This window comes from Bacteroides sp. AF29-11, from assembly GCF_003602895.1.
In the GTDB taxonomy this organism is placed as follows: domain Bacteria; phylum Bacteroidota; class Bacteroidia; order Bacteroidales; family Bacteroidaceae; genus Bacteroides; species Bacteroides uniformis.
On record NZ_QTLY01000006.1, the window covers coordinates 322,753 to 340,415 of the forward strand.

Annotated in this window: 11 protein-coding genes; 5 read left to right on the plus strand and 6 right to left on the minus strand. The window is 50.1% G+C overall.

The window, feature by feature from the left end; genetic code table 11:
• Positions 1-135 precede the first annotated feature (135 nt).
• The 5 genes from DWZ03_RS12235 to DWZ03_RS12255 are packed head-to-tail and all read left to right on the plus strand — an operon-like array spanning position 136 to position 4,673.
• On the plus strand, positions 136-1,062 hold the full coding sequence (locus DWZ03_RS12235; RefSeq protein WP_022402243.1) for a hypothetical protein: 927 nt from the start codon (positions 136-138) through the stop codon (positions 1,060-1,062).
• A gap of 26 nt (positions 1,063-1,088) precedes the next feature.
• Complete coding sequence (locus DWZ03_RS12240; protein WP_005834927.1) at positions 1,089-1,529, plus strand: S24/S26 family peptidase; 441 nt, start codon at positions 1,089-1,091, stop codon at positions 1,527-1,529.
• Between the two features lie 12 nt (positions 1,530-1,541).
• Positions 1,542-1,808 (plus strand): PqqD family protein, encoded by a 267-nt coding sequence (locus tag DWZ03_RS12245; protein ID WP_005834925.1) that lies wholly within the window; start codon positions 1,542-1,544, stop codon positions 1,806-1,808.
• 8 nt (positions 1,809-1,816) lie between these two features.
• Positions 1,817-2,980: a nucleotidyltransferase family protein gene (locus tag DWZ03_RS12250; protein ID WP_120130152.1), complete on the plus strand. Its 1,164-nt coding sequence runs from the start codon at positions 1,817-1,819 to the stop codon at positions 2,978-2,980.
• A 22-nt stretch (positions 2,981-3,002) separates the two neighbouring features.
• Entirely contained in the window at positions 3,003-4,673 is a 1,671-nt protein-coding gene (locus tag DWZ03_RS12255) for an ABC transporter ATP-binding protein (RefSeq protein ID WP_022402241.1), read from the plus strand.
• Between the two features lie 44 nt (positions 4,674-4,717).
• Here DWZ03_RS12255 and DWZ03_RS12260 read toward each other — a convergent pair whose 3' ends face one another.
• The 6 genes from DWZ03_RS12260 to DWZ03_RS12285 form a co-directional block, all read right to left on the minus strand.
• Entirely contained in the window at positions 4,718-5,629 is a 912-nt protein-coding gene (locus DWZ03_RS12260; RefSeq protein WP_005834919.1) for an NDP-sugar synthase, read from the minus strand.
• 125 nt (positions 5,630-5,754) lie between these two features.
• Positions 5,755-8,109, minus strand: coding sequence for a BamA/TamA family outer membrane protein (locus tag DWZ03_RS12265; RefSeq protein ID WP_016274230.1), 2,355 nt, complete (start codon positions 8,107-8,109; stop codon positions 5,755-5,757).
• A gap of 9 nt (positions 8,110-8,118) precedes the next feature.
• The gene (locus DWZ03_RS12270; RefSeq protein ID WP_009037265.1) at positions 8,119-12,669 is read right to left on the minus strand and encodes a translocation/assembly module TamB domain-containing protein; all 4,551 of its coding nucleotides are present in this window, start codon (positions 12,667-12,669) and stop codon (positions 8,119-8,121) included.
• A 107-nt stretch (positions 12,670-12,776) separates the two neighbouring features.
• Positions 12,777-15,071, minus strand: a complete 2,295-nt coding sequence (locus DWZ03_RS12275) for a hybrid sensor histidine kinase/response regulator (RefSeq protein ID WP_005828587.1) — start codon at positions 15,069-15,071, stop codon at positions 12,777-12,779.
• Positions 15,072-15,075: 4 nt separating this feature from the next.
• Complete coding sequence (locus tag DWZ03_RS12280) at positions 15,076-16,419, minus strand: MATE family efflux transporter (protein ID WP_120130155.1); 1,344 nt, start codon at positions 16,417-16,419, stop codon at positions 15,076-15,078.
• A 1-nt stretch (position 16,420) separates the two neighbouring features.
• Positions 16,421-17,659, minus strand: a complete 1,239-nt coding sequence (locus DWZ03_RS12285; protein WP_005828590.1) for a M16 family metallopeptidase — start codon at positions 17,657-17,659, stop codon at positions 16,421-16,423.
• Between the last annotated feature and the right edge of the window lie 4 nt (positions 17,660-17,663).

Consider the following 17,663-nt stretch of genomic DNA (forward strand, 5'->3'; position numbering starts at 1 on the left):
ATCTGCGTCCTCCGCGTCTAAAAAATGACAACAAGACAGTTGAAAAATCTCTCAAATCTTCCTCATTCACACAAACATTCATTATTTTTCTGAGTAGCCCAAAGTATCATGAATAACAACTAACAATCAAAACATATGAGAATACAGATATTGGATTATCAAGTAGGACCGCACACCTTCCGCATGGTGAAACCTTCCGACTTCAATATATTCAAGGCGTTGCCTTCACTGATTCCGTTCATCACGACAATAGACACGACGCAAAAAGTAATCTTTGAAACAGAGATAGACGATGACGAAACAGCGACAAAACGAACCATAGCGAAAACTCCCGATGATATATGTTTCAACTGGGAAGATGCCGATTGCATCATTCGCCCTTTGCCCCACAGCTCACACCTTGTATCCATCACCCCACGGAAAAGCGGGAAAAACTATTGGATGGAGTGCAACGATAACTTCAGGCAATGCTTCATCCACCTACCGGCCTGCAGGACAGAAACACCGGCTCCGGAAAACGAAACGAACTTCGTACTGAACAACTTCTTGATGATGCTCTATGCCTTCAATGCCGCCCGCCACCATACACTGCTGATGCATGCCTCGGTTGTCGCTACTGAAACAGGCAAAGGCTACCTCTTCTTAGGGAAAAGCGGCACGGGCAAAAGTACGCACACCGGGCTCTGGCTGCAACAGTTCTCGGACTGCCATCTACTGAACGATGACAATCCGATAGTACATGTGGACAGCCTCGGCAAGCAAGCCACTGTTTTCGGTTCTCCGTGGAGCGGAAAGACACCATGCTATCGGAAAGAATCCATGACCGTAGGCGCCTTCGTCCGCTTGGAACAAGCACCGCAGAATGAAATAGAGCAAGAGAGAGCAGCACATGCTTTCGCCACCCTCCTCCCCTCCTGCTCTTGCCTGAAGCAGAACAAGGAAATCTATAACGCCATTGTCACCACTGTGACGGAACTTGCCACGCTGGCACCCGTCTATCATCTGAAATGCCTGCCCGACCGTGAAGCGACGGAGCTTTGCAGAAAGACGGTAGAAGGATAAGTTATGAATGATGAACTGAACAGCCGATGAAGAAAAGCATTCCCAACGAGATATTGCTTCCCGAAGTGGCGCGTCTCATCAAAGAGGGGCATACCGTAACCATCACCGTGCGGGGCAACAGCATGAATCCTTTCTTAGTGGACCGCCGTGACCGGGTGACACTGGGCGATTTCACCACAGAACAGCTGCAACCGGGCGTCGCCGTACTGGCACGCGACCTGACGGAACGCATCGTCTTTCACCGCATCATCCGTCGGAACGGAAATATACTCATCCTGCAAGGCGACGGCAACCTCGCCCAGACCGAAGAAACCGACATCGGACGGGTAATGGGCGTCATGACCGAAGCCATGCGAAAAGACAAACGGTACACCGCCGACGGCAAAGTCTGGAAGCTCTACTCCTACTGGTGGATGAAGCTAAACCCTGCTCGCCGCTGGCTGCTCGCCCTGTTCAGAAGAATATAAAACAAAATAACCATGAAAATCAAACAAGGATTTATCCTGCACCGGATAGGCGATGACTACATCATCATGCAAGACGGCTCGTCGAACGTGGACTTCAGCAAAGTCATCAGCCTGAACCAAACTTCCGCCATGCTTTGGCAAGAGATAGAAAACAAAGAGTTCGATACAGACAGCGTGACAGAAGCCCTGACCAGCCGCTATGATGTAGATAACGAATCGGCCCGTCGCGATGCGCAGAAGTTTATCGACTCCCTTGACCGCGAAGGAATCATAGAATAAGGACGGATATGCAACACGCTTTCTTTTCATTGGTACGCTCCGGCCTGTGGGGCACTCCGGCAGACCGACAACTCTTCCGGTCGGTCTCGCCGGACGACTGGGAAACCGTGTACCGCATGGCAAACTCACAAGCCCTGCTTGCACTGACTTTTGACGGCATAAGCAGTCTACCGGCCGAACTGCGCCCTCCACGCGCCCTCTATCTGAAATGGGCTGCCCGGACTGCACAGATAGAACAAGCCAACAAACGCCTCAACCAGCTTCTGCCCGAACTCAATACCCTTTACCGGGAAGCCGGGCTGCATCCCGTACTGCTGAAAGGGCAAGGCATCGGCACCAACTACCGCACTCCCTTGCACCGGCAATGCGGAGACATCGACATCTATTTAGGAAAACAAGGACAACCCATAGCCAACCGCCTCCTGCTGCAACAAGGCGCCATAGTCGAGGGAGAAGCGTCCGACAAGCATGCCAGCTACAGTTTGAAAGGAGTACACATCGAGAACCACCGCATCATCCTCCGGCTGAACAGTCCGCTTGCCAACCGGTACTTTCAGCAGATTATCAGAAAATGGTACCCGCAGGAAACAGACTATGCCCTATTCTCCGAAACCGGGAAAGAGGACTCGAAGGCCGTCAGTATCGCCATACCTCCGGCCAGCTTCAATGCACTTTATATCTTCCTGCATGCCTTTGTACATTTCCTGAACAGCGGAATCGGCCTGCGCCAGCTATGCGACTGGACTTGTCTGCTTGCCAATCGCCACAAAGAAATAGATGCCACCACCCTGCTTCGCCAGTTGCAGGACCTCGGACTATTGCATGCCGCACAAGCATTCGGCTACATTGCCGTCACCCGACTGGGATTGCCCGCCAACCGGCTTCCTTTCCCCTTGGAAGGCACCAAGCAGATAGGAGAACAATTATTGGAAGACATCCTGTCTACCGGTAACTTCGGGCAACATGATAACCGCATCAAGCCACGCCCCAAAGGATATTGGGCAGGAAAGTGGTACACCTTCTGCCGCGCCACCCGACGCTGCAACGAACTGCGTCAATTTGCACCGTACGAAGCACTCTGGTATCCCGTGACTCTGATAGGGGGAACGATAGCTATACAAATAAACCGATCAAAAGGAGTAAAAGACAAGAAAGCAAGGACAAAGAAATAAAAGAACCCGGAAAATAAAAGGAATGAAAAAGCAACAGAAGGACAAAAAAGTGAAAAAGGACAGACGTGAAAAACTTAGGTATATTCGAGAGGTATCTGCCGAACAACGCGGACGTATCCTGCTAAGTTGCCTCACCGGCATTCTGGGCGTGGCCTTTGCCCTAGCCTTTATCTATGCAACCAAACGGGTGATAGACACCGCTACCGGAATAACAGACGACAACCTGACGCATATCGCCGTTCTCACCGTTGTCCTGCTGACTGCCCAATTACTGTGCGGAGCTGCTGACACTTGGATAAGTACCCGTATGCAGATAGAGACGGGCAACGCCCTTCGCCACCGCCTCTTCTCGCGCTTACTGCAAAGCCGCTGGAACGAATTGGAGCGTTTCCATACCGGAGACGTAGTGAACCGGGTAGAACAAGACACCACCGCCATCGTCACATTGCTCACCTCTTCTGTCCCGGCATTCATCGTCACGAGTATACAACTGCTGGCAGCCTTTCTATTCTTCTACTTTTTAGACCCTTCACTGCCATGGCTGATTGTTGCCATCCTGCCCGTCTTTCTATCAGGCAGCCGTTTCTATATGCGACGAATGAAACGCTATACACATGATATTCGGAACAGTGACGGTCGCATCCAGTCCGTCATACAAGAGAGCCTGCAACATCGCATAGTGATTAAAACATTGGAACAAGGCGAACGGCATCTGGACAAACTCGATGACTTGCAAGACATGCTCCACAGCCAAGTCATGGGACGTACCCGTTTCTCGCTTTCTGCCCACATGTTAGTGGCCCTTGCCTTTTCCGGCGGATACCTCACGGCTTTTCTTTGGGGAGCCGTTCACCTCAGCGCAGGCTGTATCACCTTCGGAACGATGACCGCCTTTTTGCAATTGGTAGGAAAAGTCCAGCGTCCCGTGTTCGACCTCTCACGCCTGATACCTTCCGTAGTCAATGCCCTTACCGCCATAGACCGGCTATTGGAATTGGAAAGACTGCCGGCAGAAGCGGATGGTGACAGCATATTCCTCGCCTCTACCCCGGAACTGGAACTGAAAGACGTGACTTTTCGCTACACTCCCGATGACCGTCCGGTATTCAGCCGCTTCTCCTGCCGTTTCCCCGCCGGTAGCTGCATAGCTATAGTCGGAGAAACAGGAAAAGGAAAGACAACGCTCATCCGGCTATTGTTGGCACTGGCAACGCCACAAGAGGGACAGATACTCTTGATACCCGCCAAACATCCACTTGAAACCAGTCATACCGTCTCTCCGCAAACCCGCAAGAACTTCGTATATGTCCCGCAAGGCAATACCCTTTTCAGCGGAACTATCCGTGACAACCTGCTGATGGGAAACCCACAAGCTTCTCAAGAAGCCATATATCAAGCCCTGCAAACCGCCACCGCCGACTTCGTCTTCCACCTTCCCGACGGCGTAGACTCCCCACTCAGCGAACGAGGTGGTGGACTCAGTGAAGGACAAGCCCAACGCATCGCCATTGCCCGCGCTCTGCTACGCCCCGGAAACATTCTTCTTTTAGATGAAGCCACTTCTGCCCTCGACCCCGACACGGAACGGCTGTTAATAAAAAACCTGCGCAGAGACTGCGCAGGCAAAACATGTATCTTCGTCACCCACCATCCGGCAGTAGCGGAGGCATGCGAATCTATTGTCCGATTATAATCAGAGAATAAGCCCCAACGGGTATCTGCCTTTGGTTAACAAACTCAGAACAGCTTCGCAGGATACTCGCCCGCATCCACCAAAGCCTGAATCTTGTCGACTACACTCTGACGGTCTTCGGGATAAGTCACACCGAACCACTTGCTGGTTGTATCAAGCACTTCGCAGGTAGCAGTGCCATCGTTAATCAACTTATCTACCATCAGCGGGATGAAGAATTCGCTTTTCAGGTTCTCCATATTCTTCGGGTCGCTCAAGAAACTCTTGAAAAACTCTGCACTGTAAGCAAAATAATCGGGAGTGAAACCCCAGAAGTTCATGCTGACCGGAGTCGTCTCGGGAGTGGCAGTCCATTCACCGTTATCGTCGATGTACTTCACCTCACCGTCCATGCGCTGAATCTTGGTACGTTCCACTACGGAAGTCAGCAGGTTGTTCGCATCCGTTCCACATAATCCACGGGATACGGTACCGCTCTCGCTCAACGTATTGCCGATGCGGAAGCCTACCATGGAATATACGTTTTTGGAGCCTTCGGGAAGGGCTGCAAGGAATTTACCCATCACCTGGAAGGAATCACGACCGTAGAAATCGTCGCAGTTGATAACAGCAAACGGTTCCTTTATTACATCGGCACCCATCATTACAGCATGGTTGGTTCCCCAAGGTTTGGTACGGCCTTCGGGGCAGGTGAAGCCTTCAGGAAGGTCATCTATGGACTGGAATACCAGTTCGCAGGGAATATGGCCTTCGTATTTGGAAATAATCTTGTCGCGGAAGTCCTGTTCAAAATCTTTACGGATTACGAAAACGAGCTTGCCAAAACCGGCATTGATGGCATCGTAAATAGAATAATCCATGATAGTTTCGCCATTCGGTCCCAATCCGTCCAATTGTTTCAAGCCACCATAACGGCTGCCCATACCGGCTGCCAATAAGAATAAAGTTGGTTTCATATTAGTTATTATTTAAAAAGGTTAGTGTATCACAGTTGATAACGGTTGCAAATGTACAAAAATTTATGGCTGACAGAAGGGAGTTTTAGTTCATTCTTTACCACTATCCGTTCAAAAACGTACATTTAGAACGGATAACCGATGGCAAAATGCAGTGCCATACTATCCTTGAACTTAGGAATATTGTAATATCCCGACTTTCCGGTATCATACGGGTCGTGAAGCCCGATACCCAAATCCAGACGGAAAACAAGGAAGTCCAGGTCATAGCGTAAGCCGAATCCCGTACCCAAAGCAATCTGTTTCGGGAAATTCTTCAAGGTGAACTCACCGTTCGGGCGATTTTCGTCCTTACGCATCAGCCATACATTGCCGGCATCCAGAAACACCGCTCCATGCAAGTCGGCAATCATACGGAAGCGATACTCGATATTGGCTTCTATGCGAATATCACCCACGTGGTTGATATAGGTATATTTCCTATCCGTCTCGGGAGGATAGCCGCCCGGACCTATACTGCGTGCAGAAAAGGCGCGCACACTGTTGGCACCGCCGATATAGAACTGTTCCGTATAAGGTGCGGTCGTAGCGTTGCCATACGACCATATCACCCCTCCGGCAATACGCGAGGCTATCATCTGGTTCTTGTCTATCCGGTAATGGTACCTGAATTCCGAGTTCAGCTTCAAGAACTGTGCAAAAGGTACCCCGAAAAGCTTCTTTCCTTCCTCACTGAACGGCTTGCCGAAAATACGGTAGACGGCAGAAGTCAGGTTACCGGCCGACGCAACGGTGGTCTGCCACCAGATGGGGTTACGCTTGCCGCGCACGGAAGCGTTGTCATAAGTATAGGTGTACTCCATGGCAGGAATGAACTGGTCGCGCAAACTAACGTAGAGTGCCGGATTCTCGGCACGCAACGTATCGAAAGCGGCAGTAGGATTGCGCAGTACATTGAATGTCAACCGGAAAGGAGTTATACTGTGCCTGGAAGTCGATTTGGGCTGGAAGTCATAAGTGACATTACCGCCAAAAGCCAACAGCTTATAATACTTGGCACGGTTCATCTGGTCGGCATATAAACGGAAAGTCGTTGTAGCCGGGAAGTCATACTCACGGTCGCCCATCCTAGGAAACACCACGCGCGGAAAGATAAGCGAAGTGGAGATACCCAGTTCATAACTGTTCATCAAGGAAGAACTTGCCTTGCCCGTCTGCCATTCGTACGAACCGTTCAACTTCACATTCCAGCTTTCACCGCCACCGAAGACATTGTTCTTCGTCACCGTAAAAGCGGCACCCGGTCCCGTCTGGTTATTGCTCTTCATGGTGACATTAAAATCCAACTCCGCATCGTAGGGTTTATCGAGCGCGGCAATGACCCTCACATCCAATGTATCAGACACAAACGCCGTATCACGCGGTATATACTGCATCTCCGCATAACGGAAAATACCGACGCTTGCCAGACGCTCCTGAATACGGGTCTGACGGTACAAACTATACAAACTCTGCATAGAACGCTGGCGGGCAATACCTGCGCTGTCCTGTATCTGACGTTTCCGCCGATAACCTTGATAGTTCAACCAACGGTAAAGCATGTTGGGACGTACCGGAGGTTTGTTGTAGTAATGTATGGTCAAGCCTTTGTAATCCATGCTGTCATTGGGTTCCTGCCCCTGCTTTCCAAGAAGATAGACGGATTTACGCCCCACACGGAACTGCTTCTCGGCTACCTTTGGCATACCGGGAACGGGAATCAAGCGCATCTGGACATGCCCATTGGGAACTATCATGGTATCGGCCTGATAGGTCAGGTAGTCGGGACGGAAATAATAACAGCCCACATTACGCAGCAGGGTACTGATACGGGTACGCTCCCCATCCAAATCAGCCACATTGAATTGTTCTCCCGAACTGATAAGGGAACGTCGGCGTCCCAGCTCCATAATGCGAGTGGTACGCTCGCTGAAACCACGATAATATACCGTATCTATAAAGTAGGGGTTACGCATGTTCACCGTATATTGCAACTTTGCCTTCAGCGAGTCCTTCGGGTCGATAAATGTCTTGTAGCTGACGCTTCCGTTGAAATAGCCATAATCGCGCAGCAAGTTAACCGCCGCCTTCTGGCGTATATCGGGATTCACCGTAGACATAAGCACCGGAGTGGCGGCAAATTTATTGAATATCCACTTTCCGAATCCCTTCTCATACTTCTGGAAACCATTGTAAATCCACAGTCCGAAAGGAAAGGGATAGCGGATAGTAGAGCTTCCCAGCAACGAATTGTTCGGTGCCGTAGCAAGGGCGGCTTCCACCTCTTCCATAGCAATCTCACCAACAGACGTTTCACTGCGGTTCAATACAATCATCGGCTTTTGGCCGGTATAGAGTATCTCCCCCTCGGGCAAGTGCTTCGTGGTGGAGCAACCTGCCAGAAATATCAATCCTGCAATATATAATATCAGTCGTTTCATATCACATTCCTACTTTTTCATATCGCTGTTTTCAGCCTCCGGTTTTATCTTTTTCTTCCTGAAGATGAAGAGTTCACTCAATCGGTCCATCTTCCGGCGCAGCACAAGGCCGACACCCGTTTCGGTTATCTCACCGTCGAGTATGCTTTCGTAGTTTTTATTATGGAATACACGGACATATCGAGTACCCGACGCATCAAGACGGTATTCCAGCGATATATTGTCAATGAATGATTCCGCATCGTTCGTGGCATTGGCCCCGGTGGACACTTTTCCACCGATGACTATCTGTACACGGTCGTTGAAGAAACGCTGGGAATAACGGAAACTGAAGTCTTTTTGCGTGTCGCCCGTTTCAGCAGAGGTACGGTCTTCCACACCTACACTGATATTGGCACCTTTTATACCTCCCGCCAAGGAGTTTATCTGGCTCTGAAGCACTGAGTTCAAGGCAGCTCCCATTGACAAACCTCCTCCTTTGGCACCACTGTTCAAGTAAATACCCGTGGCAAGCATGGCAATGGCCTGCTTGCTACGCTCTTCTGCACCCATTGCCTGCAGCTCATTCTCTACTGCGGCATCTTCGGGCGCCGAAATATCGAATATCAAATCGGGAGCGTCAAGCCTGTTCTTGATGGAAATGGAAACATCGAAGTTCACCATGCGCGAACCGTCCCCGTCACCATCGGCCACAGAAGCACGCATACGTTCCGTAGCCTTCAGACTCAGCGTAGGATTCATAATATTCCCCCGCCAATCCACATAACTGCCGGGATTGAACTGGAACTCCTTCAACGGGATGATAGGCAGCGAATATTTCATGACGCCACCCGAAAGGGTATAGCGTCCGGTAAGGCTCATATCCCCTTGGGGAGTATACTGCATATTCAAATCACCGCCACCTTCCAGTTCGATGTATTTGCTGCGGTCGGGACTCAAGTCAGCACGAAGACGGACAGCATCGTCAATATGGACGGACATATACATTTCCAATCCTCCCAAAGACATGGCAGGAACCTCATCCGCTTTTACCGACGTCGTATCGGTGAACGAGGTAAAGGTAACCAGCCCGCTGAGACGGTCTTCCACCGTTAAAGGGGAATCGGTCAACACGTAGGTTACGTTGGTATTGCCCAGCAAATTCATGTTTCCACGCATCGTGAGCCCGTCAAGCGGCCCCTTCACCGTGGCATGCAAGTCGACGAACACCTTTCCATACACCAGACTTTCGCGAGTACGCGGTGCATCCAGCAACGTATAGTTCTCTGCCAGCAGATTGAGGTTGGCAGTAGGACGCTCCATATTCCGGAAATCAACCTTACCGTCAATCGTAAACGGATTCTTGCTGGTGGTATAAATGGCAAACTTATCAAATATCAACTGATTGTCCTTTATCTGTACCGGACGGTTGTCGAACCAGTAACGTGCTCCCGCCTGGCGTGCATAGACAGACACACTGTCCAAAACAATATCACCATGCATTTGAGGCTTGTCCAGCGAACCATAAATATAAAGCCCTCCATCAATATCTCCGGTAAAGGCCACCGTTTGGTCAGGGATGAATGCATTGGCCATCTTCAATGGAAAATGCTCGAAACGGGTGGACACTTCCAGGGTATCCTTTCCGTTCTTCTGCGTCAAGATACCGTCGGCGGTCATCACTTCTTCATTATCATATGTAAAATAGGTATTCAGATAGTGCGTATTCTTGTCGCCCGGCAACCAGGTAGCCCCCAGGCCGATGTCTCCAACCGGTTGGCGTTCGTAGGTCAGTTTCTCTACATTGGCTTCGGCGGACACCTGCAGGGAAGTGGCAGTCTGTATATAATTTGCTTCGGCGGAGAACAATCCCGTAAGCCGGGGCATATAAGGAAGTACCTCCGTAAGTTCATCCAAGCGCAATCGGCTCAGTTCTACGTTTATATTCTGCAAGGAAAGGGTATCATTCTTGTCGGATTGCATACGGAAACACAGACCATCGTCGCTGTCCATATCAATATTGGCATAGACGCGCATATTCTTATGCAGATAAATCCAGTTACTATTGTCCGCAAAGTGGAATTTACGGAAAGCGATAATCGGCTCGGCAGGAATAAGGTTCAGCAGCACACCATTACCGCGACCGTGTCCTTCGGTCAACGGACGGGCATTAATACCGAATAGAACACCGGTCTGCCCTTTTCCATTCACATAATCCACAGTCAGTTCCGCATCTTCATTACGGACTTCACCCGTCAGTGTGCTACGGAACACAAACTGCGGGTTCTTGGGACCGTTTATGACACCACCTTGCAACTTCATGCGGGCAGTATCCTGCTTCACTGTAAAAAATATCGTATCGAGCTGCAAGGAGTCCATGCGCAATCCGTGAACAGCTGTACGTCCATTGATGCCGACTTGCGGAGTAAATCCGAAGCTCAGTTTGAAATCATTATAGGAAATACCCTTTGCAGCCAGGAAATAGCTGACGGGATTCTGGTTACCGGCTTCCAGATGCATGCCCGCTGAAGGAAGGACTTGGCGCAAAGCGGCATGGTCCAAACGCCGTTCATCAATCTGCTTTGTCAGGATAGAGACAAATTTATCCGACTGTTCCATCAACTTCTTCAACGTGCTGTGAGCGCGGAAACGCAGATTCAAGTCACCGGCATCAAGCCTCAACTTGAGAGAATCATGACGTGCCTCCGCTCCCATTGTAAAGGCAAACGGGTGTTTCAACGGTCGGGGCACCAAACCCAGCTTATGCAGATTCACCTCTTCCACATTTAAATCCAAAGCGCCATCCAGATAGCTGCGGTCAAGACGCATATCCGCATTTCCCTGCATCTTGAGAAGGACATTATCGCTGGCAAGACGGACGGTAGCAACGGATGACTTGAGTCCGGCATGCACATCTACACCGGAAATGTCCCAATGGCCATACTGTAGTTTTTCCAAGGAGGCATTCAAAGCGGCCACAGTTTTTCGTGATGCCACATCCACCCCTTGCCCCTTAGCGGACATCTTTGCCGTAAGAGTATAGATAGAGTCCTTGGGCAGGAAGTGATGCACCTGCAAGTTGTTGATGGCAAGGTCGGCATGGTAGGCTTCCGTAGCAAGATTATAGGCGGCGTCCAAATTCAAGGCGCCTTCCTTCTCCTTCAGTTTCAGGGCGGCAGTGCACTGCGCCCCCTCCATACCGAGACGTGCCGCAAGGTGCATACTGTCCGGCACAATGATGGAGCCATCGGGAGCAATGTCAGCTAGTCCGGTCAGAAAGTTCAAGTTCTGCGTATGCATTTCGAAGTCCATGCTTCCATTACGTTTCACACTGTCGGTCAAGCTCCAGAATTCTCCTCCCCCACTCAACGAAAAGGCTCCGGGCAGCTCAGCCGTAAAACGGGAAATCTGCATCTGCTTCAGGTTTCCTTCCGTACCGGCATGAATCACCAACGGACGGAACGGATAGGCTTCCTTGAAAGCTTCCGGCAAGCCACCGGCAAAAAGCAGTACATCCTGTTTGCCGATACGGGCATTGAAACGGGCTGTCAGACGGCCGGTGGTAGGTATATTTATCAGTTCCCAGTAAGTCTGTGCCGTAAGGTTCATCTCACTATGAGGTGTCAGCAACTTCAAAGAAGGGATACGGATAACGGTAGAATCGGCAAACAACCGCCCGGTCAGGGAAGTTACACTCAAACCGGAACGCTCATACATGGAAAATTCCCGGATAACGGCATTCATATCTCTGCCGTAGTACATCACAGAATCAATGCCCAGGCGAATGTCGCGAAGAGCAATGTGCGAGGGGTCGAAGCCTATCGCACTCCCCGGGCCACCGGTATCATAATTGACAGAAGTTCCAGTCAGCAGGAATTTTCTCCAGCCATAGAACTGGTGTTTCAGGTCGGCAGCAGCGTCCGCAATCTCAGCATCTCCTATATGGGCTTTCAGCCCCATGGAGTCCAATGGCATCTGTAAATCGACCGAGACGTTCTTCAACTTCAGAGTATGGAGTGTGACTTTCCAGTTTAACGCAGTGTCAGTAGTGTCCTTGGGAGTCTCAGTGGTATCTGCAAGCATCACCTGCACATGGGTATCGCTCAATTCTATATTATTGAGGATGGCATCTTCTTTTGTAAGGTCTATGCCATGGCTTTCGAAAAAGAAATGCCCCAGTACTCCTTTGATGCACATACCTTCCATTAAATTGGAGGAGTTGACAGCAACTTGTTTCAAGGTAATGTCATCCACCTCCACTTTCCCTTTGAGTAAAGGCCATGCCTGTACCCGTACGTTCAAACTTCCAAGATTCAGCAAGGTATCGGGATGCTGCACATCAACAGCACTGTCGGCAGGCTGTACCACCAATACACCGCGGACCAACAAATTCAAAGGAAAGCGAAGGTCAATCCGCTCCACGGATATGTCCATACCCGTAGCACCTGATGCAATTGCCGTAGCCTGCTTCCGTATCAAATTCTGTACGGGAGGCACATAAAGCAATATCATCAATATTATAAACAGTATAATAGGAGTAAGCAACACCCACAGTGCTGTTCTCAACCATTTTCTTCTCATCGGAACGTCAATCTTTCATCGTATTTAAAAGTCCTACAAAGTAAACAATTTCTTTCGACATTTGGTTCCCGACAGAGAAAAATCACGTATTCTTCTCTGTTCCCCCATTACGGAAAAGCTGTTGCCTGAGTAATGACATCCTCTATCAAAACGAGGGCGGCAAGGGCGTGTTCTTTCAACTCTCCGGTAAAAGGCACTCCATGAGAAGTTTCCAACAGTTTCAGCAATGCAACCAGTTCCGCTGCTCCAATTAAAGTAAAGAGGGGAATCATTTTGTGGGAGACAGCAGCCATCTCGTCCACATCCTCATTCTCCACAGCCTTCTGCAAACGCTCCGCATTGAGGCGGGTTTCAGCCACAAAACTTTCCAGAATGGACTTTGCCGCCTCGGGGTCATCGACCGAAAAAGCAGTGAGCGAAGAGAATTTATACCCCGGGCAAGCCGAAGTTTCCGAAACTTCCATAACCTCCATCCCTTTGTCCTCCATATTCAATTCATGTAGCAATTCACTGACGGTAAACGGCTTATGCAGGCATCCGGCAAATCCATGCACCGTAAATTCCTCACGCTGCATGTCACTGCGGGCAGTGACAGCAATCACCGGAACAGACTGTGCCTGCGGTATGTTCGAAGCACGAAGCAGTTTCAGTAAATCAAAACCATTAATAGCAGGCATCTGCACATCAGTAAGCAGAACATCAAAGGTTGCAGTGCGCAAGGCATCCAGCAGTTCATCCAGTTGTAAACAAGAGACAGAATTTATACCACTCTGCTGAAGCATGGCGGCAGTAAGGGTAAGCTGAATACGGTCATCATCGATAAGGAGGACATTCTTCAGTGAAGAATGAGGAACGGGGAATGAAGAATTGCCATTCGGCGTGGCAGCACATCCCGATTCTTCATCCTTCATTCTCCGTCCTTCACTCCTTACGGGATAGATAGGAATATATATGGTGAAAGTGCTTCCCTTGCCTGGCACACTGTCTACATCAATCGTGCCTTCAAGCAACTGTACCAGCATACGGACAATGGAAAGTCCAAGTCCAAACCCCTCTTTACCCTGAGCACCCGGTAAGCGGGTAAACTCCTGGAAGATACGTTCCCGGTCGGCAGGTTCCATACCTTTACCGGTATCAGCAATGGCAACTACCAGTCGACGGTCCTCGTAACGGGCAGTCATGGTAACACTGCCTTGGTCCGTAAACTTCACGGCATTGGACAGCAAATTGTTGATAATCTGGCGCAGACGCAAGGGGTCGCAAATATAGGTACCGCCCAGCTCCGGGGCAATGTCGCAATGAAGCGCCAGTCCTTTGGCAGCCGTAAGTGGTTCAAAACTGACGTGTATCTCTTCAAGCAGGCGGGAAGGATGAAAGGTGACCCGGTTGATTTCGGCCTTGTTCAAATCAAGACGATGGAAGTCGAGCAAATCAACTACCAGCTTCAGCAGATGTTCCGATGAGGTTTTCATATTGTCCAGATAGAACCGCTGACGCTCATCCACCGTCAGACGGGAAAGCAAGTCGGCATAGCCCATAATAGAACCGAGCGGAGCTTTGAAATCATGGGTAATGGCAAGCATCAGTTTTTCACGGACAGCGAGTAAATCCTCGGCACGACGACGGGCCTCTTCCAACTCACGGCGGTAACGGTTGCTTCGGGTTATGTCGCGGCCGATGATAATAAGAAAAAAAGCGGAAAGCAACACCGCACCTACGGCAATGCCACTGATAATTTTGGCCGAACGGCGTCGGACCGCTTGTTGATACTCGGCTTCCGTCCGTGCACGCAGCAGAGTTTCCGTCTCGTAATCTTTCAGCAAACTGTCAATACGAGCGGTCAGCATATGGTCCAAGCGTTGCAGATAGCGTTTACGTCGCTGTATAACAGTGTTTACAGCTTTTTTCTGCTGGGCCACGGCACGCAGTTTCTCATGCAAAGAATCGGCCGGATTATAAGGTTCAATCACCGTATCCGTTGCAAATTCAAGGGAGGTCTTTACCTGGATAGCCGTATCTTTCTTTGGGGGGACAAACACTTCACCCAAACGACGGAAAAACCCCTTCTTCCGAGGGCGTGTCACGACGGTATCCCGATGTGTAATGATACGGTGCTGCACACGCTGCTGGGTCACTACCGAGTCCTGCTGGGCAATTATCTGCTCAATGTCACTGGTGGATACCATGCTGTCATTCGCCTCACTCAGCGTGCGCAGCATTTTTATCGTATTGGTATCCTTCTCGCGTATCAAAGCAAGCACGCTGTCTGTCCATTGTACATCGCGGTCATCAGTAAGAATAAGGTTCTCCATTTCCCGGTGTACGAAAAACAAGGAAAAAAACAATACCGCCAGCAACAAAGTGTAGCCTACGGCAATCTTTACTTTGGAGACATTATTCATACTATCAAATCCTTTCCCTGGTCTGTTTACGGAACCTCAACCACAGCATCACTCCCGCACTGGTCAGTCCGAACGGGAAAGCCATCCAGACTCCCGTCAGCCCCCAACCGAAAACGAAACCGCAAAGGTACCCTACGGGCAAAGATATAATAAAATAGGATATAAATGCAATAATCATCATCGGTTTCACATCCGAGATGCCGCGCAGGGCATTGGCAAAGTTAATCTGCAACCCATCGCCGAACTGGTAAACCAAGAACGGGAAGAAGAGAGCGGCAACCATGCCGGACACTTCCGCATTGTCCGTAAACCATCCCCCTACCTGACCGCGAAGCGCAAAGACGATACCCAGCAACACCACCTCCATACACAGGATGATGTGAAGGCCGGCATACGCCGAGCGGCGCACATTCTGCCCGTCTCCCTGCCCCTTGAAGTTGCTGACACGCACGGCAACCGCAGCGCCCATGCCATAATACATCATGAAGGTGAACTGAGAGATAGTAAGCATTATCTGATGCGATGCTAGGGCAAGTGTCCCCAGCCAGCCCACCATGACGACGCTCAGACTGAAGGAAGCGGTCTCCATACCCATCTGCATACCCACGGGCCAGCCCAGTGCATTGAGCTTCTTGAACATCGGCATCGACCACCCCAGCCGCATGAAGCCGAGCCTGTAACGGATAAACCGGCGGCCGCGAAGCACAATCGCCGCAAAGACCACCACCATCACAATGCGGGAGAACAAGGTGCTGATACCCGCACCAAGCAGTCCCATCTCCGGAAAGCCCAGCTTTCCATTGATAAGTATATAGTTTCCTACGATGTTAAGCGCATTCCCTCCGAGCAGAATCCACATGGCCGTCTTGGTATCGGTGATGCCGTCCGTAAACTGTTTGAAACCGTTGAACAGCATGACAAAGACCAGTGAAGCAAGCAACACCAGATAGTAAGGCTTGATTAGAGGCAACAATTCTCCGGGCTGTCCCAGCCGCTCCACATTGAAATAGAGAACAGCCATGACAAGAGTCAGCAACAAAGCCACCAGCACATTGGCAACCAGGCTACACCGCAACGCCTGCCCTGCCTCGGCAAAGCGGCGGTTACCGTAGAAGCCCCCTACAACCGGTGTCAGCCCGTAGCTGAAGCCCGTACTGAAAATAATGCAAAGAGTAAACAGATTGTTTACGAAAGAAGCGGCACCCAGTTCCTCCGTGCTGTGATGCCCAATCATCAGCGTATCGGCAAAACCAAGCACAATGACTCCCAACTGCCCCACCACAATGGGCAGCCCCAGGAGAAGCAATGCTTTGTAGTGCTGCTTATACGTATCAAATAAATTTTTCATACTAAAGGTTTTCTTTTTGGTAATAAAGCACAATCCCGTTTTCATCGCGGAAGGTCTGTTGGGCGACCCTATGAAGCTGTTCTGCCGTCACAGAGCGGTAATTGTCCACTTCACGGTCTATGTCTTCCGCCTGTCCGGTCAGTTCAAACCAGGCAAGATTCGTGGCAACATTCAGATAATTGATGTTGCCGAATATCTGTGTAGACTCAAACTTGTTCTTTACTTTCTCCAATTCTTGTTCTCCAACAAACCCGGATTTCAACTCTTCCAACTCTTTCCGGACAGCAGCCTCGGCTTGCTCCAAAGATACGCCTGCAGATGGTTTTCCACTGATATGCAGCAGGCCGGCATCCCGTGTACCGGAGATATAGGCATCGAGACTGGAAAAGAGCTTCTGCTCCTGCACCAGCCTGCGGGTCAAGCGACTGGAACGTCCATTGCTCAGAATATCCGACAGAATATCGAAGGCATAATAATCGGCATCCTCACGGCTGCACATGTGATAAGCCATGAACAAAGCATCCAGAGGAACATTCCGTTCCACCGTCTGCCGGCGTTCCGCCGTCTGTACAACTTCTTGCGGTAATTGCCTTACGGGCACATTCCTACGGGGAATGGGAGCAAACCATTTTTCTGTCAGCCTAACCGTTTCTTCCCACGAAATATTTCCGGTAACGGCCAGCACTGCATTATTAGGTGCATAAAAACGAAAAAAGAATTCCTTTACCTCGTCCAGCGTGGCATTGGCAATGTGAGAGAGGTCTTTCCCGATAGTAGGCCAGCGATAAGGATGCGTTTGATAAGCCAAAGGACGAAGCAGATGTCCCACATCACCATACGGCTGGTTCAAGCAACGTTGCTTGAATTCCTCCATCACCACCGCACGCTGCACTTCAAGACTTTGCTCACTGAATGCCAGTTCCAGCATGCGGTCGGACTCCAGCCAGAAGCCGATCTCCACATTCGATTTTGGAACCGTCAGGTAGTAATTGGTAATATCATTATTGGTCCATGCATTATTCTCCCCGCCTGCCAATTGCAAAGGAGCGTCATAATCAGGAATATGCACCGAACCTCCGAACATCAGATGCTCGAACAGATGGGCAAAACCCGTATGCTCGGGATGTTCGTCACGGGCACCCACATCATAAACAATATTCAAGGCAACCATCTGCGTGCTGGTGTCCTCATTGTGCACCAACCGCAGACCGTTGTCAAATATCTTTTTGTTTATCTTCATAAAA

Coding starts and splice junctions, on each gene's coding strand:
- DWZ03_RS12235 (WP_022402243.1), top strand. CDS start 136: ATGAGAATACAGATATTGGATTATCAAGTAGGACCGCACACCTTCCGC.
- DWZ03_RS12240 (WP_005834927.1), top strand. CDS start 1,089: ATGAAGAAAAGCATTCCCAACGAGATATTGCTTCCCGAAGTGGCGCGT.
- DWZ03_RS12245 (WP_005834925.1), top strand. CDS start 1,542: ATGAAAATCAAACAAGGATTTATCCTGCACCGGATAGGCGATGACTAC.
- DWZ03_RS12250 (WP_120130152.1), top strand. CDS start 1,817: ATGCAACACGCTTTCTTTTCATTGGTACGCTCCGGCCTGTGGGGCACT.
- DWZ03_RS12255 (WP_022402241.1), top strand. CDS start 3,003: ATGAAAAAGCAACAGAAGGACAAAAAAGTGAAAAAGGACAGACGTGAA.
- DWZ03_RS12260 (WP_005834919.1), bottom strand. CDS start 5,629: ATGAAACCAACTTTATTCTTATTGGCAGCCGGTATGGGCAGCCGTTAT.
- DWZ03_RS12265 (WP_016274230.1), bottom strand. CDS start 8,109: ATGAAACGACTGATATTATATATTGCAGGATTGATATTTCTGGCAGGT.
- DWZ03_RS12270 (WP_009037265.1), bottom strand. CDS start 12,669: ATGAGAAGAAAATGGTTGAGAACAGCACTGTGGGTGTTGCTTACTCCT.
- DWZ03_RS12275 (WP_005828587.1), bottom strand. CDS start 15,071: ATGAATAATGTCTCCAAAGTAAAGATTGCCGTAGGCTACACTTTGTTG.
- DWZ03_RS12280 (WP_120130155.1), bottom strand. CDS start 16,419: ATGAAAAATTTATTTGATACGTATAAGCAGCACTACAAAGCATTGCTT.
- DWZ03_RS12285 (WP_005828590.1), bottom strand. CDS start 17,659: ATGAAGATAAACAAAAAGATATTTGACAACGGTCTGCGGTTGGTGCAC.